Consider the following 23,867-nt stretch of genomic DNA (forward strand, 5'->3'; position numbering starts at 1 on the left):
CTGCGAGCGGCAACGTCGATCTGATTGCGCCGCTGGGGACGGTCGATGTCGGCGAAGCCGGCGTCAGCGGCTTCAACGTCAACATCGCGGCGCTGCATATCGTCAATGCGGCGAACATCTCCGCACAAGGCAGCACGACCGGTGTGCCGACGATCCAGGCGCCGAACATCGGCGGCCTGACGGAGGCGTCGAATGCGTCGGGGGCGGCGGCCCAGTCAGCGGCCAACCCGGCCCAGTCCGGAGCGTCGGAGCAACCGTCGGTGATCATCGTCGAGGTCATCGGCTTCGGTGGCGGTGACGATGGTGCGGACGACGAGGAGCGCAAGCGCCGGACGCAGGGCCAGAAGCAGGGAAGCTACAATTCAAACAGCGTGCTTCAATTGGTTGGCGCGGGTGAATTGACCGAGGCGCAAAGGAGTGCATTGACCACAACGGAAGCCAGAAACCTGCCGGCAAGATAAATGGAGGCTCTTTCTGCGCAGCGAGCTTTTGTGCTCGTTGACGATCGGCGTGTCGCTCGGCGCGGACCAAATGGCAAGCCTTGGCCGTGGCGACGCCTCGTGCGAACTCGCCACGAGGCAGGATGCGCTGCCAGTGCAAGAGTGGACACCAGCATCGGCTCAACTCGGCCAAGTTCGGAACTCACTTCTGATATGCGTCGGTGCGCTCGCTGGCAGCGGCTCGGTGAGCACGAATATTTCACGCAATTGACATGAGTCAATTCGTCAATTGTGCGCCGCTTTAAACTCGCCTCACTTCTTTAAGGGAGGCAACAATGACGACATTCGAAATGTACTACCTCGTGCTGTGCCTCGCGGCATTCGCCGTGTTCGCAATAGCCCTGGCCTCCAACGCCTGGAGCTGGGGACAATCACGCGCGAAGGTAAACAGCGCGACCGAGCACTCAGGAGCCCCTAAGGCCAACGTCAGATTGGCCGCGTGAGACGAGGCTTCCAATCGGCCGGCATCGGACTCGGGGGCTCTTCAGCCCGCTGCCGGCCGTTACCGCATCCCACCATCGAGGTATTCTGAAAGGGAAACCTAATCCTACCTAAAAAGCGGGGATTCGCGCCGCCTTTGGCTCGTGCATGCATGGCCCGATCGCGGCGATGCCACGCTTCCAATCGCAATTCAGCGCGCGAAGGAATGCAGTCGAAGCAGCCTATCGATCAGCTTTCAGGTGGGAATTGTTCTCGCCGGCGCGCGCTCACAGGGCCTCGCGGAACGTGAGATTGATGCGGCAACGGCCGGTAGCGGGATGCACACCGTCCTTCAGCACATCGACGCCGTGGAACGCGAGACGGGACGGGCCGCCCCACGCAACGACGTCGCCGTGTTCGAGCACGAGGCGCAATACTTTGTCCGTACGCGTCAAGCCGCCGAACAGAAACTTGGCCGGCAGTCCGAGTGAGACCGATACGATTGGCGCCCCGAAGTTCCGCTCGTTCCTATCCTGATGCAGCGTGAGACGGGCGCCGGGATCATAGCGGTTGATCAGACAGGCGTCGGGCGCGAAGCCGTCAAATCCTGCCTCTGCGGCGGCGCGGCGCGCCACGTCCGTGAACACATCGGGCATCGCGGGCCAGGGCATTTGTGTCGAGGGGTCGAGAGGGTCGTAGCGATAGCCGCGCCGGTCCGCCACCCAGCCAGCGCTGCCGCAATTGCTCATCGCCACGGACATCGTATGCCCGCCGGGCGTCACGAAATTCCGGAAAGGCGCGACGGCGATTGCATTCTCGATGGCTTCCAAAAGCTGCTCCGCCTTGTCACGCGCAAAGCCGCGCAGCAGGACGGCGCCGTGGCCAAGTTTGACGCGCGAAGGCTCGGCGTGGGCGAAAAGATCGGGCACGGATGAAAACGTTGCCATGTCAGCCTAGAGATCAAGCCGTTGTTGTTCTTCTCGGCCACGCGATCGTTCTCCACCACTGCGTTCAAGGTCCAAGAGGAAGCGTTTCGTCTCAAGCCCGCCAGCAAAACCCGTCAGCGAACCGTTGGCACCGATGGCGCGATGGCAAGGAACGATGATCGATACGGGATTGCGCCCATTGGCAGCGCCGACGGCCCGTGATCCATTTGCCACGCCGATTTGCCGGGCGATTTCGCCATAGCTGCGCGTTTCCCCGAACGGAATCGTCAGCAATGTGCTCCAGACTTTTGTCTGGAACTCAGTGCCCTTGAGATCGAGCGGCACTGAGAATTCTTTTCTGTCGCCGCAGAAATACTCACCGAGCTGCTTTTCCGCTTTCCGCAAGATGGGATGCGTGAGCTCTTCGTGGAGTTCGCCGAGCCGTACGCGCTCTGGTTTGTCATTTTCCCAAAGAACCGCGACAAGCCCTGCCGGACTCGCAATCAGCTTCAGCGTCCCCACCGGCGAAGAGATGGACTTATACGCCGTCGGCATGGCTCGTGCCCTTTTCATTTGGCGCGGGAAGGCAAAGTGGCGTGCGCGCATAGCAACAGCAACCGGTGACGTGAACAATGATGTCCCCGTGACGGGCACGCAGATTGCTGAGGGCCGTCTTCGCGGCCGTGGTGGCAGTGATGGGGCATGTGGAGAATTCGGTGGGCATCGTATCGTCTCTCCCATCATCCGTTCAGCTATTCGGCATCGTGAAAAATGATGCCGACGGTGTAGCGGTGGCCGCTGCGGATCTCGCTCACACCATGGCGGAGGTTGACACGGTATGTGCCGCGTGTACCCCGCACCGGACGGTGATGGACCGCGAACACGACAGCGTCGCCCTGCTTGAGCGGAACGACCGCCGCACGCGACTGCATGCGCGGGCGTTGTTCGGTCAGGACGAATTCTCCGCCTTCGAAATCCTGTCCGGGCTCCGAGAGAAGGATTGCCACCTGCAACGGGAACACGTGCTCGCCGTAAAGATCCTGATGCAGGCAATTGTAATCGCCGGCTTCGTATTTGAGGAGCAGCGGTGTCGGCCGCATCTGGCCCGCTTCGTGGCACCGATCGAGAAAAGCCGCGTGATTTTTTGGATACTGGACGTCAACTCCCATTTCCATGTTCCAACGGTTGGCAATGCGTGCGAGATCGGGATAGAGCGCCGTCCGTAGCTCTCCAACCAACGGCGGCAACGGATAGGAGAAGTATTTGTATTCTCCCTTCCCAAACCCATGTCGGGCCATGACGATCCGGCTGCGGAAACCCGCATCCTTGTCATAGAGCGCAGAAATACCGTTACAACGTTCGGGTCGAAGAAGCCCCGGCAACCGCGCAAAGCCATGGGCATCGAGGTCCTGCTCTACGCGCGGCCAATCGATGTTGGCGGTCGCCGCACCGGCCTCTTGGCCCTTGCTCAATGTCAGGCCACTCATGATTTTGCCTCGCGCGCGATGAGCTTGCGTTTGCGCTCTACGCCCCAGCGGTAGCCGGACAACGAGCCGTCATTGCGCACCACGCGGTGGCACGGTATCGCGACGGCGATCTTGTTGGCGGCGCAGGCGGCGGCGACCGCCCGAACGGCCTTCGGCATCCCGATCTTCTCCGCGATCTCGCTGTAGGTGGCGGTTGTTCCGACGGGAATTTCGCGGAGCGCCTCCCAGACACGGTGCTGGAAGGCCGTTCCGCGCATGTCCAGGGGGAGATTGAGGCCAGCTTCCGGCGCTTCGATCAGGCCCACGACTTTCGCCATCACGTCTTCGAAGGTACTGTCCCCGCCGATCAGGTTGGCTTTCGGAAAGCGGTCCTCGAGGTCATGGATCAGCACTTCGGGATCGTTGCCGAAAAGGATTGCGGCGATACCTTTTTCACTGGCGGCGACGAGGATCGAGCCCAGCGAGCACTCGCCGACCGCAAAGCGCATGTCCGCGTTCGTGCCGCCCGACCGAAAGTCGGTCGGCGTCATGCCGAGCACCTCGGCAGAATTTGCGTAGAAGCGGCCGCTCGAATTGAAACCCGACTCATGGATCGCTTCCGTCACCGACCGGGATTTCTTCAGATTTTCTCGCACACGTTTTTGGCGGTGCGCGACAGCGTAAGCCTTCGGCGTGACGCCTGCGATCGTCTTGAAAACCCGATGGAAGTGATACGGACTGAGGCGCGCGGTATGAGCCAGATCGTCGAGCGTCGGTGGCTCTTCTGCCTCGGCAATCAATCGGCAGGCCTCCGCGACCTTGGCGGCATAGCGCTCATGGAGCGACGGCTCATTCGGCTTGCAACGCTTGCACGGACGAAAACCGGCGCGCTCGGCATCCTTGCAGGAGGCATGAAACGCAACATTCTCCCGGTTCGCGAGGCGGGCCGCGCACGACGGACGGCAATAGACGCCGGTTGTTGCGACGGAATAGAAGAACGTGCCGTCAAAGTTCCGGTCACGAGCCTTAACGGCATTCCAATAGGTCTTTTCGGTATCGGTGCCGACCAATCGAGCTGTTTTGGTTCTCGCAGCCGGGGCGTGGGAAACAGGGATCATCTTGCGTGCTTTCCTCATTGTGTCATCCTCCGCAAAATAAGCGGTGCTCCCCGTCCCTTCACTCCGGTCCTTGCTGTCAAATTCAGATTGTCGGCATCCGACGCCGACATGTCCAGCACAACGCAATAGCATGCCTTGTCATTGAGCAGATGCTTGATTGGCACGGGGGCGGTCACGGAGACCCAGCGTCGGGAATATCTCCAGCGCGCCACTCAAGGCCGGTGACGGGTCCGCGCATTTCCGCGCCCCCATGATGTGGCCGATTTTACCCGTGCTCGACGATTTCCGGCCCGACCTCATTCTCGTTTCGGCTGGCTTCGATGCACTACGCGCCGCTTCATCACTTGCGTCGCGTTGCGTGTCCGTCGGCGCCACTCGCATGCCACCCGGCTTCCGCAAATGGGATCATGCTGTTGCGCTCTTCGCCGCGCCGGAGGTCCGCTAAACTCTTCCTATTGCGGCGTCTCGTTGCTCCGTCCTCACGATCTCAACGGCAAGCATGTGCCCATCCCGCCATCCAATGTGGAAAGGAAAGCGAAGCGCGAGTTCAAGCGCAGCTATCGGAGTTTATCTGACGAGAAAGAAATACATTCCCAGCAGGAGTACCACCATGAATGCTAGGAACATTCTCACAATCCGCAGGGCGCTTTGGTAGAAGCGCACATGTTCGTCAAAATCTTGGGTGTCGGGAACATGCCCCGAAGCGCCACGCTGCTCACCCTCACGTTGCAAAATGCCCAGAGCAGACTCAGCCATGAAATCACCTCCCCAAAAAATTGTTCTGAATTTTTCGTGCCTTTCGCGCAGGTGAATGCTTCGAGTTCACAGGGCGGAGTAAGCAAGTCCAGATTTTGGAAATATGATTTTCTGCAGTACAGTGAGCGATATCTTCGCCCCGTCGCTCATGGCGAGATTGCCAGTTTCCGGGCCGGCGTTCAATGCACTCCGAAGAGGCTCGAAAGAAAACTCTTTGCCCACGCCTCCGGCAGAGCAAGCGCCGAACGGCGAAACCGTCCTGAAGAAAACCGCTCGTTTGCTGGTAACGGCAAGAAGCAACATCCTGTCCGGACAGAAGGAATCAAAGCAAGCCGTCACGTACATGAACGCTGTCTAGTCACACCGCGTATTTGCCGCCAAGCCGACAAGGCACTGTCCACGTGGTGAAAACGTCTGGGACTTGGAGTTTACAAATTGTTTGCAGGCTCGAATGAGCCTTCATGAAAAACTTGTGGAGGGCCTGCACTCATGAAGACGTAGTTCGCTGCTCAACGGCGAGGGTAGTGATTACCCGACTGGATCGAGCAACGAACGCAATAACTTCAATCCGGACGCCGATGCACGTCGTGAACGACGATGCCTTCTTCGGGGCTCGGAAGCTCAAGCCAGCTTCTCTGCTTCAGGCTTCGTTTTGTATCTTCATAGCCGCTTTGCCAATGCTCGTGCATCGACGTCGCCGAGAATTCGTGATCTTTGGCATGCCCCTCGTAGGACTTCTGCTGATAGATGAGCTGCATGATGGTGAACTGCGGGAGATTGGAAAGCTCTTCTTTGAGCTTACGTTCATCGTTGGTCAGATCCGCCTCGGGTATCCGACATAGGGCGGCGTAAAGCTGGCTCTTGCGCCGGTGCAAACGCCGATAAACGTCGGTGTTATACCGGGTGCGTGATGAATACATGATATCTTTATGCCGCCCGAGCACGTCACCCATATCGCGCGGAAGAGCCCCCCGAGACGAAAATAGGTCGACTTGGAAAACCAGCGTGTTGACTCGATCTTCCTGCTCTAGAAGGTGCTGCAACGGCGTGTTTGAAACGATACCGCCGTCCCAAAAATAGTCGGTGCCAATCTTCACCATCGGAAATGCGGGGGGCAGCGCGCCGCTCGCCATAACGTGCTCAGGACCGATTTCTTCATCGCGATTGTCGAAGTATATGAAATTTCCAGTGAGCACGTTGACCGCACCAACGGAGAAACGCTTCCGCCGCTCGTTGATCAGAGAAAAATCGACGAGATCGAGAAGTGTCTCTCTCAACGGCGAGCAATCGTAAAAGCTTGTCGCCGTAGCAGCGCCGGCAGGACTCATCCAGGCGTTCAATTTATGGGGTTGGAAAAAACCCGGCTGACCTTGCGTCATCGTCACCATCGCGCTGGTCATGTTGCGCATCTGGCGAAAAATATCGCCGTCCGGCGTATATGACCAAATCCGGCGATCAGTGACGCGTCGCCAGAACTCTCGAAGCTTTTCAGTGCGATGACCTGGTTTGTTGCCTGCAATAATGGCGGCGTTGATGCCGCCGATTGAGACGCCGGTCACCCAATCTGGTTCGACGCCCGCTTCCGACAATGCCTGATAAACGCCAGCCTGATAGGCACCTAGCGCGCCGCCGCCCTGAAATATGAGAGCGACGCGGCCGCATCCGCGCGGCCGCCATGCGTGCTCTTCTCCGGGCTGTCGGGAGAAGTCGTGTTCCTTGACCCTGTCGGCGACTTTCGCGTCCATCGGCATGTCCTTCCGCAGATGCGAAAGTCTAGGGCACGCGTTGTTGCATGCGTGTGACGCAAGTTCGACCAGAACTCCGTTGGCCGTTCGCCAAACAAATCAATTCGCCTTCGCAATTCGAAAGTGGCTCGCCTGTCACACAGGTTAAATCTCCATGCTTCAAAGGCCGTCGACGGCTTCGCCAATTTGAAAATGCCTCGGGGAGTGGAAATGGCCGTCAAACGCAACGCGTTAATTACCGGATCAACGAGCGGCATCGGTCTCGGCATCGCACGTCACCTCGCCGCGCTCGGTCACAACGTTATGCTAAACGGCTTCGCCGACCGCGAGGAAATCGAGCATCTGAAGGCTGATATTGCGACGACATATAACGTCAAGGTGGTCTACAGCAACGCCGACGTGAGCAAAGCCGAGGCTATCGCAGGCGCTATCGATCAGGCGAAAACCGAACTCGGCGAAATCGACATTCTAGTCAATAACGCCGGTATCCAGTTCGTTTCTCCAATCGAAGATTTCCCGATCGAAAAGTGGAACGCCATCATCGCCATTGATCTCGCTGCCGCATTCCACGCTATTCGCCTTGTGCTCCCCGGCATGAAAGCGCGTGGCTTCGGCCGTATCATCAATGTTGCCTCCGCCCATGCACTCATCGCATCACCGTTCAAATCAGCGTATGTGTCCGCCAAGCACGGCATTGCCGGATTGACGAAAACGGTCGCGCTCGAGGCCGCCGAACACGGCGTGACTGTCAACGCAATTTGCCCCGGATACGTACTAACGCCTCTCGTTGAAAAACAAATTCCCGATCAGGCGCACGCGCGCGGCATTTCGAAGGACGAAGTCATTCGCGACGTCCTTCTCGCCGCGCAGCCGACGAAGCGGTTCATAACCGTAGAAGAAGTGGCGGCTCTCGCGGCTTTTCTTGCCGGAGAGCAGACGGCCTCGATCACCGGCGCGATCATTCCAATTGACGGTGGGTGGACTGCTCACTGACGGTCGGAACGCCACGGCAATTCGCTGAACAAGGGACTTTTGAGATGCGCGCCGAAGATATCCGCACCCTGCCTTCAATGCCGCTCGCTGGCCCGAGCTATCCGGCCGGTCCATATCGCTTCGTCAATCGCGAATACATGATCATTTCGTACGAAACGGACCCGGCGCTCATCCGCGAGCAGTTGCCCGAACCGCTGGAGCCGATTGAAACGCCAATCGTGCATTACGAATGGATTGCGATGCCGGATTCCTCGGGCTTTGGCAGCTACACCGAATCCGGCCTCGTCATTCCATGCCGGTACAATGGCGAAGACATGAATTTCGTCGCCCAGATGTACCTGGACGACGATCCGCCAATTGTTGCGGGTCGTGAAATCTGGGGCTTTCCGAAGAAGTACGCTCACCCGAAGCTCGAGGTGGTCAAAGACACACTGACAGGCACACTGGAATACGCGGGCCAGCTCGTTGCCATGGGCACCATGGGCTACAAACACCTTTCAATGGCGGGCAACGGTGCGGCTACGACCGCGATCCTATCGAAGACGCAGGTTAATCTAAAGGTGATCCCCGGCGTCGACGGAAAGCTGCAAATCTGCCAGCTCGTCGCATATAACTTGACCGAGATTTCGATCAAAGGTTCGTGGATGGGGCCGGGGCGATTGCATCTCGTGCCTCACGTCAATGCACCGGTGGCTGATTTGCCGGTGCGCAAGATTGTTGGCGCACGCCACTTCATTGCCGATCTCACATTGCCGTTCGGACGCGTCTTGCACGATTATCTCTAGCATCCGGCCGCATGCATAGTTGAACTGAACGGCTAGCACAGGCCCACGCACGTTTCCGCGGCACTCTGCTCGGCCAGCCCAGATGCCGGCAACAGATCGCGCCGTGCTTTTGGGATTCTCGGCCGCGTCTATACCTTCGAGTCGGGTTTCGTGCGCAGCAGCCGCATCGCATTGCCTGTGACCAACACAGTCGCACCTGTGTCGGCGAGAATTGCGGGCCATAGTCCGGTAACGCCGATTATCGTCGTCACTAGAAATATCGCCTTAAGACCTAGAGCGATGGCGACATTCTGATGGATGTTGGCCATGGTCTTTTTGGACAGCGCAATCATCTGTTTGATATCCCCGACGCGGCCGTGCAGTATCGCCGCATCCGCCGTTTCGAGTGCGACGTCCGTGCCGCCGCCCATAGCGATGCCGACATCTGCTGCGGCAAGCGCCGGCGCGTCGTTGATGCCATCGCCGATCTTTGCAACCACGAATCCCTTCTCGCGAAGTTCGCCGACGATGCGTTGTTTGTCCTCCGGCAGGAGCTCGGCATAGACTTCGATCCCCAGTTGCCGCCCGATGGCTTCGGCGGCGCGCCGGTTGTCGCCGGTGAGCATGACGGTCTTGATGCCGCTGGCGGTGAGCGCCCGCAGGCCGGAGAGCGCATCGGCACGCGGCTCGTCGCGCATTGCCAACATGCCGGCGATGCAGCCATTGGCTACGAGAATCGAGACGGTTTTTCCTTCCTCGTTAAGCACCGTTACCTTGGCCGACTGGTCGAGGCTAAGCGCCACCATGGCAGCAGCGGCCTGCGGCGAGCCAAAGAACGTGTCGACCCCTTCGACGAGTCCGCTTACGCCTTTACCTCCGATGGCTTTTGCGTTGGAGACGGGCGGGACTTCCATTTCGTGGTCCGCAACACGATCAAGAATAGCCTTTGCGAGCGGATGGCTGGATCCCATCTCGAGGGCCGCCGCTAGCCGCAAGACCTCGGCTTCACTGCGTCCAAAGGCGATGACGTCCGTTACACGCGGCTTCCCCGCCGTCAGCGTGCCTGTTTTGTCGAGCGCCACGGCTGTGACGTCTCGGAGACGCTCAAGAACGGCGCCGCCCTTGATCAGCAAGCCGCGACGAGCGCCGGACGAAAGTGCCGCTGCGATTGCGGCAGGCGTCGAGATGACAAGGGCGCAAGGACAGCCGATCAGCAAGATGGCGAGACCCTTATAGGTCCACCCGCTCAAACTTCCGTCAAAAAAGAGGGGAGGCACGAGCGCGACCAGAGCCGCGACAACAACCACGCCCGGCGTGTAATAGCTTGCGAAACGATTGATGAACCGCTCCGTGGGTGCCTTAGCTTCCTGTGCTTGCTCGACAAGCTTCACCACGCGCGCGATCGTATTGTCCTCAGCGGCAGCGGTGACGCGGATACGCAGGACCGCTTCGCCATTTATGGTGCCGGCGAAGACGGCTGTGCCGGCGCCTTTGCGCACAGGCGTGCTCTCTCCGGTAACCGGTGCTTCGTCGATTGCGCTTTCGCCCGAGAGAACGATGCCGTCAGCGGGAATGCGATCGCCGGGCCGCACGAGGATCGTCGAGCCGACGATAAGGCTTTCGGCTTGCACCTCACGCGTTTGGCCATTTTCTTCGAGAAGCGCCGTTTTAGGTACGAGCTCGGTAAGCGATTGGATGCTGGCACGCGCCTTTCCGGCGGCGACACCCTCCAGCAATTCGCCGATCAGGAACAGAAATACGACAGCGGCGGCTTCCTCGCTCGCGCCGATGATGACCGCGCCGACTGCAGCGACCGACATCAGCATCTCGATTGAAAAAGGGGTGCCCGTGCGCGCAGCCATTACTGCGCGCCGCGCGATCGGAACGAGCCCGATCAGCATGGCAGCGCTGAAGAACCAAGCTTCCAATTGCGGAAGCAATTGGCCAGCGGCCCACGCCATTGAAAGCGCCAGACCGTAGGCAATCGTCAACCGGCCTTTGTCCGATGTCCACCACGCTCGCTGCTTTGGTCGCTCGTCGTGTCCATGGCTATGGTCAACGGCCCCACGAAGTGCGTGTTCGTGTCCATTTTCTTCCTGTGCGAGTTTACCCTCGCAACACGAGTCCGGGGCTGCCGGAATTTCTAAGCTCAATGATTTCGACGGAGGCTTGGATTCAATTGTGAAACCGAGACCTCTGATAATTTTCTCGATGGCTTTCGGCAGATCCGCGCTGCCCCGATGACGGACAGTCAGCGTCTCCGATGCGAAGTTGACGTCGGCCTCCGCGACGTCCGCCAAGCGGCGCACCGCCGTTTCGATTTTTGCCGCGCAGGCGCCGCAATCCATCCCGTCGATGCGATAGCGGATTTCATGGGTCGTCATGGCTTGAACCTCTCATTCAGGAGCAAGCCTAGTTTCTCTAGCGACTGTAGGAGCAAGGGGAATTTCGCGGGCCTTTTTAACTGAAACAATCGAACAGATTTGGATGGACGATACCGTCCTACGGAACTTCTCCAATTTTTGACGTTCGGGAGGTCCGCGTTACCGTAACCTGAAGCTTGATCTCAACTTCGGGATCGATAATCCGAAGCAAGCGCACCAATCGCTCCAGAGAGAACCGTTCGAACTTTCCATGCCGAAGGCGAGAAATTTCCGTTTGCGAAATTCCCGTTGCGGCCTGTAGCGCGACTGCCGTGCCCCATTTGCACCTGACGGAGTCGATGATTTGAGCGGCGACGACCTTTCGCGATTGGTCCATATCCAAACTCCATGGCTCAAAGGTGTCCGCTTCGAACGATGATGTATGATTGGGTTTGAATGCGGATCGTCTGGGATTGGCGCGAAGCTTGGCCACGGCGCTTTGCGTTTTCATCGTCAAATGCCTGCTCCGAACAATAATCGATCAATGCTTTCGTTGTTTTTTGCGCAGCGGGGCCTGCCGAGGCGCTCACTGCACCTCGGCAGCTTCGCCATCTCATCCTTTGGCGTCTCGGGAGATCGGGACGCAGCCGCGTGAGCCCGGCACGCAATCTCGTTGCGTGTCGCGTTCCGCTCCTGAGCTGTGGGGCGTGTTGGTATTCGGCGGCCAGTTTTGCGGCAACCGATCGGCCTTATGGCAATACGTTCTCCGAGGAAGATTGTGGCAGTGCCGATAGGGATGCGCATCGGCAACGACGAGAGATCCGAATGAGCTGACAACCTTCTCGGCGCTCTGTGCCGCAACCGAACTGACGCTTACTCCGATGAACGTGGCAACGGCCGTCGAGTGCATGAGAAAGCGAAGAGATGAAGACCTAATGGTTCCAAGCATTTTTAATGTCCTTATCGACGAGGTTTCCTGTCTTCAGCGTCTGGCAGGCAACGGAGGGCCTGCACCAATCGCTGGATAGAAATGAGAAGCAGACAGCAGGAATCAGCCGCACCGCTCGCGTGGCGCGATACCTTCTGGGCGCATTGCCCTCTGATGGTGGGAAGCTGGCCTTATCCTGCTCGGTGCCGATCTAGTTCAGCAACACGACGGTCCTGAGAGAAACCAGGCGAGGGTCGGGATGACGAAAATGCAAAACGGCCAGGAAGACAGGTGGCGTGACCTGCTCCTTGGCGTCAGACTTTATGTGACTGCAATGAAGCGTTTTGAGAACCGGCTGATGAACCGGAACTGCGAGGACGCATGCGGCGCACTTGGCAGCGGCGGGAAGCAGCTGTCTATCCTCACAATGCGAGCCGAGGTGATGCAGTGTGCCAACAGAAAGTTCAGCTGCGTGCAGACGAGCCTTCACGCCGGAATTCGCGTGCGAGCAGTCTTTGGCGTGAAGGAATTCGATGCCGCGATGCCCATTCTGACCAATGCAGTAGCGCAGCGGTGCGGCGAGTACGGCGGCTGGCAACATCACTGAAAGAACAAGCGCCGCCAAAAGCCGAATATTCCACGGCTTGCGGTTAATGATCCGGCTCCTCATCGCATTTACGCGCACCTTCGCGCAGCGATGGGCGCTTGATCGAGATACCTCCGTCGTTGTCTCATGCATTCGAAATCTGGAGGTCATGCGGCCCTCTGCGGCGCGAGTTCCGGTATTTGCGTTTCGCGTTCCTCCCGCGCGGCGGACTTGCTCCCAAACTTCGCGCAGAGAGCGGGCAGAACGATGAGTGTGAGGATGGTGGCGCTAACAAGCCCGCCGATAACGACCGTCGCGAGTGGTTTTTGCACTTCCGCGCCCGTCCCGGTCGAAATCGCCATCGGAACAAATCCGAGCGAAGCGACGAGTGCTGTCATGATCACCGGTCTGAGGCGCATTACTGCACCGGCGAAAATGGCCTTCCGACGCTGCACGCCTTGCTCCACGAGCTGATGGATGCTCGTCATCATCACGAGACCGTTGAGAACCGCCACACCGGACAGCGCGATAAAGCCGACCGCCGCTGATACTGAAAACGGCATGTCCCGTAGCCACAAGGCGATCACGCCCCCGGTTAAGGCAAGCGGCACGGCCGAGAATACCAACAGCGCATCGCGAGGCGATCCAAGCGCCGAATAGAGCAACAAAAAGATCAGGAAGAAGCACGCTGGCACGACGATCAACATGCGTTGCTGCGCAGCTGCCAGGTTTTCGAATTGGCCGCCCCAGGAAATGTAATAGCCCGACGGCACTGCGACCTGATCGGCAACTTTCTGCCGCGCCTCCGCGACGACGGAAGCAATGTCGCGTCCGCGAATGTTGGCGGTCACGATGACACGCCGCTTGCCGTTCTCACGGCTGATCTGGTTTGGCCCTTCGGTGAATTCGAAACTCGCCACCTGCTCCAACAGCACAGACGAGCTCTTGCCGTTCCGATCAGGCGGCAAGGTCACCGGCAGGTGTTTGAGCCTTTCCAGATCCTCGCGCATGCCGTCGGGAAGACGGACTGTGATCGGGTAACGGCGGTCGCCTTCGAACACCACGCCGGATTGCCGGCCGCCGATCGCGGCGCCGATCACGTCCTGAACCGCCATGATGCTGAGACCGAAGCGCGCGATTTCGTCTTGATTGATCTTGATCGCAAGAAAGGGAAGTCCCGACGCCTGCTCGACGCTGATGTCTGTCGCGCCTGGCGTTCCGCGCAAAATAGATGCGACCTGGCTCGCGGCGCGCAGCATCGGCTCGAAATCCTCGCCAAAGATTTTGACAGCGAGATCGCCTCGCGAACCCGCTAAAAGTTCGTTGAACCTCATCTGTATCGGTTGCGAAAAAACGAGATTGTTGCCGGGCTGCTTTTCGATGGCAGCTTGGATTTTCGCGACAAGAGCATCCTTGCTTAGGGTTGGATCGGGCCATTCCTTCGCCGGCTTCAGGATGATGAAGGTGTCCGATGCGTTGGGTGGCATGGGGTCGGAAGCAACTTCTGCCGTGCCTGTCTTCGAATAGATGAACGCGACCTCGGGAAATGTGCTGACAACTTTTTCCAGCTCGCTTTGCATTTTTTGGGATTGAGAGAGAGATGTGCTTGGGATGCGGATTGCCTGCATCGCGAGGTTTTTCTCATCGAGCGTCGGTATGAATTCCTGTCCCAACCTCGAAAACAGCGATCCAGCGACGGCCAGCAAAGCAATAGCGATCAAAATGAAGGCGGTCGGGCGAAGAAGCGCCCGACGCAGAACCGGCTCGTAAATGCTCTTGAGAACGCGAACCAACACGTTCTCCTTTTCCTCAACGCGACCGGAAAGCGCGATCGCAATTGCAGCGGGAACGAATGTCAGTGAGAGCGCAAATGCAGCGACGAGCGCAATGATGACCGTCAGAGCCATGGGCTCGAACATTTTGCCTTCGATTCCCGTGAAGGTTAGCAGGGGAACGTAAACAAGGATGATGATCGCCTGGCCGTAGACCGATGGCTTGATCATCTCCTCCGCAGATTGGATGACCGTTTGCAGCCGCTCCTCAAGCCTCAGTTTGCGGCCGATGTCGTGCTGGTGCTCCGCTATGCGGCGGAGCGTGTTCTCGGCGATGATAACCGCGCCGTCGACGATAAGCCCGAAATCGAGGGCGCCGAGGCTCATCAGATTGGCGCTGATCCCGGCCTGCACCATTCCTGTCATCGTCAGGAGCATCGCCAGCGGAATGACGCATGCCGTAATCAGTGCGGCGCGGAAGTTACCGAGCAGCAGGAACAGCACGACGATGACCAGAAGCGCACCTTCGGCGAGGTTCTTACTCACGGTTGCGACCGTCGCATCCACCAGGAGGGTGCGATCGAGAACCGTTTGCGCCTCGATGCCGGGAGGAAGGCTCTTCCGTATCTCCTGCATCTTGGCGTCGACGGCGGCGGCGACTGTACGGCTATTGCCGCCGATCAGCATGAGGGCCGTTCCGACCACCACCTCTTGACCATTTTCGCTGGCGCTGCCGGTTCGGATTTCCCCTCCGACACGCACTTCGGCAACATCTCTGATGCGGATCGCGACGCCGTTGCGTGTCGTGATGACGGCGTTTGAAATTTGTTCCGGCGTCGCGAGGCGGCCGATGCTCATCACCGCGAAGCCTTCGCCGTTTTTCTCGACGTAACCCGCACCTCGGTTGACGTTGTTTTGTTCGAGCGCCTGCGCCACATCGGCGAAAGAGAGGTTGAGCGCCGTGAGCCGCGCCGGGTCCGGTTGAACCAGATACTGCTTTTCGAATCCTCCGATGACGTCGATGCCCGCGATACCATGCACCGTGATCATCTGCGGGCGAATGATCCAGTCCTGGACCGTCCGCAGATACGCGGCGCGTTCAATCTCGGTCGTCAACCGCTGACCTTCGGCTGTGAGATAGCTGCCATCGCTTTGCAAGCCCGGCTTGCCGTCTTCCACGTGCGCGGCTGCCTCCGGCGCGTACTGCACAGTCCACATGTAGATTTCGCCGAGCCCAGTGGAGATCGGACCGAGCTTGGGCGCAATTCCGTCGGGAAGATTTTTTTCGGCATCCCGCAGGCGCTCTCCCACTTGTTGGCGGGCGAAGTAGATATCCGTCTTCTCGGAAAAAACCGCAGTGACTTGGGAAAACCCGTTCCGCGACAAGGATCTCGTGTATTCAAGTCCGGAAATGCCGGCGAGGGCGGTCTCGACCGGAAAAGTGATTTGTTTCTCGACATCGACGGGTGAGAGCGAGGGCGCAAGCGTGTTGATCTGCACCTGATTGTTTGTGATGTCCGGCACGGCATCTATCGGCAACTTTTTGAGCGAATAAATGCCGTAGGCCGCCGCCGCCACCGTAAGCATCACGACGAGCCAGCGCTGATGAACAGAAAAGGAGAGAAGGCGGGCAATCATTGTAAATTCCTAGGTCAATGGGCGTGCTCGGCTTCGGATTTACCGAGCTCGGCCTTGAGCAAAAATGTGTTCGCGATGGCGATTTGCTCGCCGGTCTCGAGACCGGAAATCACCTCCACTGCGTCGCCATCGTCAGTGCCGATCGTGACTCGACGGGCCTCGAAGCCCTCTGGCGTTCGGACGAAGACGCGCGTCGCCCCCTCAATGGTCTGGAGGGCCGATTTCGGAATGACGAGATCGGCTTTTGCCTCGGAAACCGCGATGTCGGCCGTAACGAATGATCCGGGACGCCAGACACCATCAGTGTTATCGATCGATGCGATAACGCGAGCGGAGCGGGTTTCCTGATTGAGAACCGGGCTGGTGAAGATAATGGTCCCGTGCGGCCCAGAACTCCCCTCGATCGAGATGCGCTGACCTTCCTCGATTTGCGGAAGATCCTGCGGGGAGACCGTCAATTCGACCCAAACTTTTGAAAGGTCGGCGATCGCATACAGCTCATGCGCTTGGCCTTCTCCTCCCATGGGTGTGCCAATATCCACGAACTGCTCGACGATGCGACCGCCGATCGGGGCCTTTATCTCATACCGCTCAAGGCCGGTTGCGACTTGGCCGTTGTCTGCGAGCTTCGAGATCGCGGCTTCGCTTACGCCAAGCGCGGAAAGCTTCTGCTTCGCGACGTCGCGGCGAACGAGCGCCTCCCGGTACGTTGCCTCCGCCTTCAAAAGGCGCTGCTCGGACGACACCTGCTTTTCCCAAAGCGTCTTTTCGCGCTGGTAAAGCGTTTCCTGAAGCCCGAAATTGACCAGAGCCGCGATGAATTCACTATTCGCATCCGCGACCTCGCGACTGTCGAGGACGGCGATGACTTCCCCGGCGCTTACGGGATCACCCAAGCCTTTTCGAAGCTCCACGACTGTGCCAACGACCTTCGAGGGAACGCGGCCCACGCGATTGCGATCCGGTATGATGCTTCCCGGGACGCGCAAGCGTTTGCTTAGAAGACCGGATTGAGCAGAGCTAACCGCAATTTTAGACCGATCGATTTGCTCTGCGGCCATCGCGAGCTGTTCGGTCTCTTTGTGTTCGCCTCCCTCTTTGTCAGCTCCCGCCGGCTCGGCCGAGTGGTTCTCCGACTCATGCGCATGCCCATGCTCGTGCTTGGCGCTCTGCGTCGCGCCTTCCTTTGCGGAATGAGCTACTTCGGCGTGCGAATCGAGCCCGAAAAGTTTGCTCAAGGGGGGCACAAAGCCCTCGGTATGAAAGAAGAATGCACCGACGACCGTGCCCACGAGGAGGCAGCCGGCGACGAGACCAAGTCGCTTCATGACAGGACAATCCACGCCGGACAGCACGCCGTTTCAAAGCGCACGTCCAAGCTTCAATTTATTGAGAATGAGGAACCATCAGCGCGCAAAATGCGGGCGGATGCGGGCGCTTAAGCGCCGCTTACCAAACGCGGAGGTTTCTGGAGTGGCGCTGGTTCAAACTTTGCCGCGAGCGCATCGAGATACGCGGGATAGCGCACGCGTTGGCCGTCAAGGTACGCAGATTTATAGCAAGATCGTGAAGGAGACGCGTCGATGTATGGGCAGCCACACCAATTATGATGTTCGAGCCCGCCGAATAAAATCGTGTCGGCGCTGCCGTCATCCTGCTCGGACAGAGCGGCAACATCAGTCGCAACCGCTGTGAGCTGAGACTCCGAGCAATTACGAGCGAAGTGCGACTTTGCATGCGAGATACAGATCGGCGCGGATGCGAAGAAGACAAGCGCAACCAAGAAAACCTTTAGAGATCGGCTAGCCCAGGATGACACATTCGCACGTGCACGCGTTGGCTCCCGCAAATCGCGCGCGGCGCTTGGGAGTCGCAAGCTTGCGTGTGTCGAACCGTTCATGGCGCCGAAGGTGATTTCTGATGATGGCAAAGTCAAGTTGGATAGCGGCTCTCAATTGCGATAAATTGGCCGGTATTTTCGATGAACCAGGGTATGTTTATTTCATGCAACTCTTTGTTCAAATGTATAGTGCGGCGAGAATTGACAACTGCCGTCAATTTAATTGACCACCGCTGTCAATTTTAAAGTGCGTCGTCGGATCAAGCTCAGCTTTCCCATGATGTCGATCCGCACATTCCATCGAGAAGTTTGATCTCGGCCGTTCGCATGTGTTGTTATGTGAAGGCTCACAAGAAACTCGTCGCCATCATTGGTTTCATCAGTGTGCAGGATCATGCGCGGCGCGCTCACCGTCGCTAGCTCCTCAAGTAGCTAGAGGAGCAAGAGGCATTTTCCGATTGGGTGCATTGAATTTCGTGCCTTGACCCACGCTCCGCCGCCGCTACATGCTCCAATAACTAGAGGAGCAAATTGAAATGAAAGAGGTGTCGATCGGGAACGCCGCCAGGATCAGTGGGGTCAAAGTACCCACCATTCGATTTTATGAAGAGATCGGATTGTTGCCGCGCCCCGCGCGAACCCACGCAAATCGCCGTCTGTTTGCCGACAGCGATCTCCGCCGGTTGGCTTTCATCCGTCATTGCCGTGAGCTTGGTTTTGAGCTGGATGCGATCCGCGCGCTGCTCAAGCTTCAGGACAATCCAAAAGAGCCATGCGAAGCCGCCGATGCGATTGCGAAAGAGAGATTGGGTGAGGTCGAGCGGCGTTTGCGCAGCCTCAAAGCGTTGCAAAAGGAACTAAAGCGCATGATCGACGGCTGCACTCACGGTCATGTGAGCCAGTGTCGTGTCATCGAGGTTCTGGCTAACCATTCAAAGTGCATGCACGATAATCACTGAAAAAAATTAGATTTGCACATTCTGACCTTCGAGGTGTTCAGTCGAGGCTACGTGTCCCGCATCATGCCTCCAATGCTGTCACGCATCGTTTGCGTCTTATCCTTGCGCACAGGATCGCCACTCAGCAGCGTCATTTGGATTTTTGAAGCGAGGACATCAACGCCAGGGGCGGGAAGGGCGATTGCTCCGATTGCGTCCGATCCTTGGGCTGCGCGAACGTTGGGGGAGGCATACAACTCGAGGCCGCTGCCAAGCTCGATGAAGAAGGCCTTTCGGGAGGGCGAGGCCGAACCCGCGCCGGTATTGTGTCAATCTGGTCGGCCACACCGGAGATGGCCCGGCACATTCTCGAGCGCATCTCGTCCATCATTAACGATCAGGTCGCGGCAGGCCTGCGGAGTGGTCAAAATCTCTGTCCCTACCGAAGCAGACTGACGCCGCCGGTCACCTAGGTTACAGATTTCCAGCTCCGCCTCGTTGACGATCGATAGACGCGGCTGCTCTCTTGTGCAGCCAACGTCCTAATTCACGGTCAGGAACATCTTGTGCGACGCCAAATCCGATTAATCGCCGTTTGCCTGTCGCTGGTGGTCACCGGTGTGCCGCTGCGCGCCGATGACACGGCGGCCCTCAAGGCCGAGCTTTCGGCCCTCGCGCGCGATGCCCGTTACCCCGAGGCGATGGTCATTGCGCAGAAGCTTGCCGACGCGGCCAAGAGCACCAACCGGGAATCGAAAGACTATGCGGAAGCTGTGTCCTGGCTCGCATTTCTTCATCAGGTGCAGGGAGAGGTGACGGCTTCGGGCGCGCTGTTTCGCGAGGCGTACGAGATCTATTCAAAGATCCTGCCGCCCGACGATCCGGACCTCGCGACCAGCCTTAACAATCTGGGATTCTATTACTGTCAGATCGGCGATTTTCGTCAGTCGGAAGTCCTATACCGGCGGTCTTTGGACATTCGCGAGCGCGTGCTTCCGAAAAACGATCCGGCCATCGCCGACTCGCTGAACAATCTGGCAGAGCTCTACAAGTCCGAGGAACGGTGGGACGAGGTTGTGCCGCTTCTCAACCGGGCTTTGGAAATCCGCACGCGAAGCCTGCCGCCAAATCATCCGATCATTGCCGGAACGCTCCAGAACCTTGCTGGCGCACTCGAAACCGACCCGAGTCGCGGCTCTTTCGAGGAAGCGCAGAAGCTTTTGGAAAAGGCTCTCGAAATCCGCCGTTCATCGCAACGGGCCGATCATCCTGAAATCGCCGGGACGCTCAGCAAGCTGGCGACCAATCTTTTCAACCAGGGAAAATACAAGCAGGCCGAGAAGCGCTTCCGCGAGGCGTTGGCACTTCGGCGCGCGTCGCAGCCGCCGCATCATCCCGATATTGCCTCGACGCTGGTCGGCCTCTCGCTCAATCAGATCGAGCAAGGCAAGCCCGAGGAAGCCGAGAAGCTGCTGCTCGAAACGCTGGAGATTCGAAAGGAAGTCTTTGCGCCGACGGCGGACCAGTTCGCGGAGTCCTATCGCTATCTCGCGAGGGCGCAGCTTCACGAGGGACGTACTGCCGAGGCCCTGGAATCGATCCGCAAGGGCACGGCGATCGTGCTGGCGCGAGCCAATCGCCGCGAAAAGGCGGTCGAGCATCTGACCGAGCATTTGCAGATTCTGTCTGCGGCGGACGCGATCAAAACAGCCGATCACAAAGCCGATTTCGACGAAGGGTTCACGATCGGGCAGAACGCGGAACAGAGCGAAACCGCACGCGCAGTCGCCGGCATGGCCGCGCGCTTTGCGACGCAGGACGAACGCCTGCAAAAGCTCGTCAGCGAATTGCAAACGATCGAAACAACGCAGACGGTCCTGGAACGGCATCTGACCGACGACCTCGCAAAGCCACCCGAAGAGCGCGAGACGGACATTCGCAAACAGCTCGACGACTACGAGAAGAAGCGCATCGAGATCAACAACGAGGTGAAATCGGCATTTCCGGAATATTTCGATCTCGTCAACGCGAGCTCGGTGACGATGGACGATGCGGTGAAGTTCATCAAGGGCGATGAAGCGCTGATCACGATCGTTTCCGGCGCCGATCGGACATACGTGTGGGCGCTGACGAAACAGGGGTTCGCCTGGCACGAGGCCAACGTCTCGAAGATCTGGCTCGAGAACGCGATCAAGACGCTCCGGGCGACGCTCGATACCGAGGATTTGAAGCGCAACATTACAGCGTCCAGCGGACTATTTGACCTCGGGCTTTCCTATCAACTCTATTCGCAGCTGCTGGCGCCGCTCGAACCTACGTTTTCGTCGAAGGCGAAGCTGATCATCGTGCCGTCCGGGCCGCTGACCAGCCTGCCGTTTCAGGTGCTGGTGACCAAGCAACCCAAGGTCTTGCGGCCTGTCCTCGAAGATCTGGCGATGTATCGCGACACGGCCTGGATCATCCGCGAACATGCCATCACCGTCCTGCCGTCCGTCACGAGCCTGAAGGCTCTTCGGACGCTGCCGAAGTTCGCCGAAAACCGCAAACCGATGGTCGGCTTCGGCAATCCGCAGCTCGGCGGCGTGAAGTCGGAAGCTGCGACACGCGGCGCAGCCGATCGCGCAAAGAATTCCAAATCGCGCGGTCTTTCCGCTTCGATGGTGGACAAGGTGATGGACATTCTGCGGCGTCTGCCGGATCTGCCGGGTGCGGAGCAAGAATTGCGGACGGTGGCCAAAGACCTGGGCGCGCCCGAAACCGATTTGCATCTCGGGGCAGCAGCGACCAAGAGCGCAGTCAAGAATGCCGATCTCAGTAAGTTCAACGTGGTCTATTTCGCGACGCACGGTCTGGTAGCCGACGATGTGCCCGGTCTGTCGGAGCCGGCTCTGGTGATGACGCCGCCCGACGATCCGACCGAAGACGATGATGGGCTTTTGACCGCTTCGGAGGTTTCGCAGCTCAACCTCAATGCCGATTGGGTGGTGCTGGCAGCCTGCAACACGGCGGCGGAATCGAAGCCCGGCGCGCGGGCGCTTTCGGGCCTTGCCAAGGCGTTCTTTCATGCCGGGGCGCGCGCCATCCTGGTCTCGCACTGGCGCGTCGATTCAGAGGCGGCGGCGACGTTGACGACATCGACGTTCGGTATCAGGGCGAAGGACCCGACCCTCGGGCGTTCGGAGGCGCTACGCGAGGCAATGCTGCTGCAGATAACAAAAACGCCGGCAACGCCAGCGCAATTGTGGGACGCATATCCCGCTTTCTGGGCGCCGTTCTCAGTCGTCGGAGACGGCTCTTAGGGGCGGCCAGCGGCCGCTTCACCTCACCATTTGTAGCGGGCACCGGCACGGCCGCCGACGCCGAATACATCCTCGCCGCCCCGGACTTCGCCCGCCAGCAAATACGTCCAGCCGTTGGCATAATCCCAGGTCGAGACGATCTGGCCAAGGCCGCGGACCTTGCCTTCATCGACCGGAAAGACCGACGTGCCCGCGACGCCGGGAGACACTGTGCCCTCATTCGGCACGACAGGCGGATTGTACCTGAAGCCACTGATGGCAACATCGCTGTAGAGGTAGGCACCGCCTATGAGGGTCCATAGCCCACCATCGGGCAACGGCACTTCGTGACCGGCTCTAACGCCGGCCGTTAGACGCAATACCGTGCCGTCTTCAAGACCAAGCCTGCCCGAAACTTCCTGCGGCAGAATGGGAAGCGTTCCCGACGCTCCAGTCGCGACGAGGTGCGTCGGATCATTGCCGTAATCGGTCCAGGTGAACCGCAGGCCCATGGTGGGTTCGAGCCAGCTCGAAGGCGAAACGGGGTGACGATAAGAAGCCTCGCCCGAAATCGTGTAATTGTTGACCGACGCACCGCCGACTTCGAAGGCGGTTGGGACCGTGCCGGGTCCGCACGTGCCGTTCGTCTGCGTCAACAGGCTCTTCTGATTGAGATCGAAATCGTCGGCCTTGAATGCGAGGTCGAACGTCGACCTGCCGTAAATCGCCGCGAGATAGGCACCGTAGAATTCGCCTGTGATGTCCTGATGATTGTTGGTGCGGTTGAAGTTATCCAGGCCGCTGTCGTTCGTTGTCTGCGGAGCGTCGAAGTTAGTGTTGGAGAATGTATTCCACTGCCCCTGATAGCCGCTGAAGATGCCGAACTGAACGGCTTGGGGAACGGAACCCGCCTTGATCCAGGTCCAATCGGTACCTGACAACGCGCCAGCCGTTCTCGAGTTGCGGGCGCGGTTTTCCTGCGTGCCCGGCGCGATGTTGTCGTGAAATTCGTAATCGAGGTAGGCTTGGCCCCACGATGACGTGATCCGTCGATCGCTATTGAATTGGTCCTGGGATTCATAGGATTCGCTGGTGGCCTCGGCGGAGGCGACTTTTGTCAGCGTTACCTTTTTCTGAGGAGCTGACGCTGCCGGCTGGGATGGGGCCTTGGCGGCGCTCGAGCCACCGCTCGCCGCGGCCTCTGATTGAGCGGGCGCGGTTGTCGTGAAGCTCGCCGGGATCGGCTGGGCCTGCTGCTGCGCGAGCTGCGTGCGGCGGCGAATTTCCTCCAGCACCTGCGTCGTCGAAGATTCCGTTGCGGAGATAGAGGGCGGGCCGGCTGCGCCACCCCCGAGGGCGGCGGCTCCGCAGTTTGCGGCGTTGACGGCCGAAGCTGAGCAACTTGCCATCAGTACACCGACGGTGGCGCGAAACAGCGAAGTCCGGATCGAGTGCGAATTTACCGCCGAATTGGTGGGCAGCGAATTATCGGAGGGCGGTAAGAGGCGTGGAGTGCCGGGCATCGTATTCTCCCAAACTTGCCATTTCGACAGGGCGCCGCTCTTTGGAGAAGACGCGGCCACGCGCCCTTACTGAAAAGTGAGATCCGATTTTTCTAGACCCTGTTTGTAATGATTCGGCTATTACGCCAGAGCCCCTGCAGGTCGCTTAGGCACAGTTTGCTCAATAGTGTTGCGTACAGACAATGGAACTGAATTTCCGCCCGTCATTTGAATGTTGTTTACTGAGAAAAATCCTCCAATATCCAGGAATTTAATGAATTCACCCCTCCATATGGAGGGGGCAATTAATTCGCCCTTACGAAAGGCGTTTGGC

At 58.8% G+C, this 23,867-nt stretch carries 19 protein-coding genes; 9 read left to right on the forward strand and 10 right to left on the reverse strand.

What is annotated here, in order from left to right; all coding sequences use genetic code 11:
* Both AB4Z24_RS19835 and AB4Z24_RS19840 read left to right on the forward strand, forming a co-directional pair.
* A partial coding sequence (locus AB4Z24_RS19835; RefSeq protein ID WP_441710955.1) for a filamentous haemagglutinin family protein occupies positions 1-461 on the forward strand: 461 nt, incomplete at its 5' end.
* Between the two features lie 314 nt (positions 462-775).
* A complete protein-coding gene (locus AB4Z24_RS19840) occupies positions 776-943 on the forward strand; it encodes a hypothetical protein (protein ID WP_441710956.1) in 168 nt (55 codons plus the stop codon).
* Positions 944-1,207: 264 nt separating this feature from the next.
* Here AB4Z24_RS19840 and alkB read toward each other — a convergent pair whose 3' ends face one another.
* The 4 genes from alkB to ada form a co-directional block, all read right to left on the reverse strand.
* On the reverse strand, positions 1,208-1,867 hold the full coding sequence (alkB, locus tag AB4Z24_RS19845; protein ID WP_441710958.1) for a DNA oxidative demethylase AlkB: 660 nt from the start codon (positions 1,865-1,867) through the stop codon (positions 1,208-1,210).
* A gap of 6 nt (positions 1,868-1,873) precedes the next feature.
* Positions 1,874-2,401, reverse strand: a complete 528-nt coding sequence (locus AB4Z24_RS19850) for a methylated-DNA--[protein]-cysteine S-methyltransferase (protein ID WP_441710960.1) — start codon at positions 2,399-2,401, stop codon at positions 1,874-1,876.
* Positions 2,402-2,598: 197 nt separating this feature from the next.
* Entirely contained in the window at positions 2,599-3,333 is a 735-nt protein-coding gene (locus AB4Z24_RS19855) for a 2OG-Fe(II) oxygenase (protein ID WP_441710962.1), read from the reverse strand.
* On the reverse strand, positions 3,330-4,448 hold the full coding sequence (ada, locus tag AB4Z24_RS19860) for a bifunctional DNA-binding transcriptional regulator/O6-methylguanine-DNA methyltransferase Ada (protein ID WP_441710964.1): 1,119 nt from the start codon (positions 4,446-4,448) through the stop codon (positions 3,330-3,332). The genes AB4Z24_RS19855 and ada overlap by 4 nt, the downstream gene beginning before the upstream one ends.
* Positions 4,449-4,587: 139 nt before the next feature.
* Between ada and AB4Z24_RS19865 the strand changes: the two genes are divergently transcribed.
* Complete coding sequence (locus AB4Z24_RS19865; protein ID WP_441710966.1) at positions 4,588-4,875, forward strand: hypothetical protein; 288 nt, start codon at positions 4,588-4,590, stop codon at positions 4,873-4,875.
* 218 nt (positions 4,876-5,093) lie between these two features.
* On the forward strand, positions 5,094-5,594 hold the full coding sequence (locus AB4Z24_RS19870) for a hypothetical protein (RefSeq protein WP_441710967.1): 501 nt from the start codon (positions 5,094-5,096) through the stop codon (positions 5,592-5,594).
* 155 nt (positions 5,595-5,749) lie between these two features.
* Here the strand turns inward: AB4Z24_RS19870 and AB4Z24_RS19875 are convergent, their stop codons facing one another.
* Positions 5,750-6,931, reverse strand: a complete 1,182-nt coding sequence (locus AB4Z24_RS19875) for a patatin-like phospholipase family protein (protein WP_441710969.1) — start codon at positions 6,929-6,931, stop codon at positions 5,750-5,752.
* Positions 6,932-7,141: 210 nt separating this feature from the next.
* Here AB4Z24_RS19875 and AB4Z24_RS19880 point away from each other — a divergent pair, with 210 nt between their 5' ends.
* Entirely contained in the window at positions 7,142-7,924 is a 783-nt protein-coding gene (locus AB4Z24_RS19880; RefSeq protein WP_441710971.1) for a 3-hydroxybutyrate dehydrogenase, read from the forward strand.
* A 44-nt stretch (positions 7,925-7,968) separates the two neighbouring features.
* Positions 7,969-8,709, forward strand: coding sequence for an acetoacetate decarboxylase (locus tag AB4Z24_RS19885; protein ID WP_441710973.1), 741 nt, complete (start codon positions 7,969-7,971; stop codon positions 8,707-8,709).
* 128 nt (positions 8,710-8,837) lie between these two features.
* On the opposite strand, the gene AB4Z24_RS19890 is transcribed toward AB4Z24_RS19885, so the two are convergent.
* Together AB4Z24_RS19890 and AB4Z24_RS19895 are read right to left on the reverse strand one after the other, a co-directional pair.
* Positions 8,838-11,072 carry a heavy metal translocating P-type ATPase gene (locus AB4Z24_RS19890; RefSeq protein ID WP_441710975.1) on the reverse strand — a complete coding sequence of 745 codons (2,235 nt, stop codon included), beginning with the start codon at positions 11,070-11,072 and terminating at the stop codon, positions 8,838-8,840.
* Positions 11,073-11,190: 118 nt separating this feature from the next.
* Positions 11,191-11,448 (reverse strand): XRE family transcriptional regulator, encoded by a 258-nt coding sequence (locus AB4Z24_RS19895; protein WP_441710977.1) that lies wholly within the window; start codon positions 11,446-11,448, stop codon positions 11,191-11,193.
* A 790-nt stretch (positions 11,449-12,238) separates the two neighbouring features.
* Between AB4Z24_RS19895 and AB4Z24_RS19900 the strand changes: the two genes are divergently transcribed.
* Positions 12,239-12,586: a hypothetical protein gene (locus tag AB4Z24_RS19900; protein WP_441710979.1), complete on the forward strand. Its 348-nt coding sequence runs from the start codon at positions 12,239-12,241 to the stop codon at positions 12,584-12,586.
* Positions 12,587-12,732: 146 nt separating this feature from the next.
* On the opposite strand, the gene AB4Z24_RS19905 is transcribed toward AB4Z24_RS19900, so the two are convergent.
* The gene (locus tag AB4Z24_RS19905) at positions 12,733-15,975 is read right to left on the reverse strand and encodes an efflux RND transporter permease subunit (RefSeq protein ID WP_441710981.1); all 3,243 of its coding nucleotides are present in this window, start codon (positions 15,973-15,975) and stop codon (positions 12,733-12,735) included.
* A 14-nt stretch (positions 15,976-15,989) separates the two neighbouring features.
* Positions 15,990-17,303: an efflux RND transporter periplasmic adaptor subunit gene (locus AB4Z24_RS19910; protein WP_441710983.1), complete on the reverse strand. Its 1,314-nt coding sequence runs from the start codon at positions 17,301-17,303 to the stop codon at positions 15,990-15,992.
* 1,048 nt (positions 17,304-18,351) lie between these two features.
* Here AB4Z24_RS19910 and AB4Z24_RS19915 point away from each other — a divergent pair.
* Entirely contained in the window at positions 18,352-18,774 is a 423-nt protein-coding gene (locus AB4Z24_RS19915; RefSeq protein ID WP_441710985.1) for a MerR family transcriptional regulator, read from the forward strand.
* Between the two features lie 545 nt (positions 18,775-19,319).
* Positions 19,320-22,052: a CHAT domain-containing tetratricopeptide repeat protein gene (locus tag AB4Z24_RS19920; protein WP_441710987.1), complete on the forward strand. Its 2,733-nt coding sequence runs from the start codon at positions 19,320-19,322 to the stop codon at positions 22,050-22,052.
* 23 nt (positions 22,053-22,075) lie between these two features.
* On the opposite strand, the gene AB4Z24_RS19925 is transcribed toward AB4Z24_RS19920, so the two are convergent.
* Positions 22,076-23,554 (reverse strand): hypothetical protein, encoded by a 1,479-nt coding sequence (locus tag AB4Z24_RS19925; RefSeq protein WP_441710988.1) that lies wholly within the window; start codon positions 23,552-23,554, stop codon positions 22,076-22,078.
* Positions 23,555-23,867 lie beyond the last annotated feature (313 nt).

The organism is Hyphomicrobium sp. 2TAF46, assembly GCF_052114865.1.
In the GTDB taxonomy this organism is placed as follows: Bacteria; Pseudomonadota; Alphaproteobacteria; order Rhizobiales; family Hyphomicrobiaceae; genus Hyphomicrobium_B.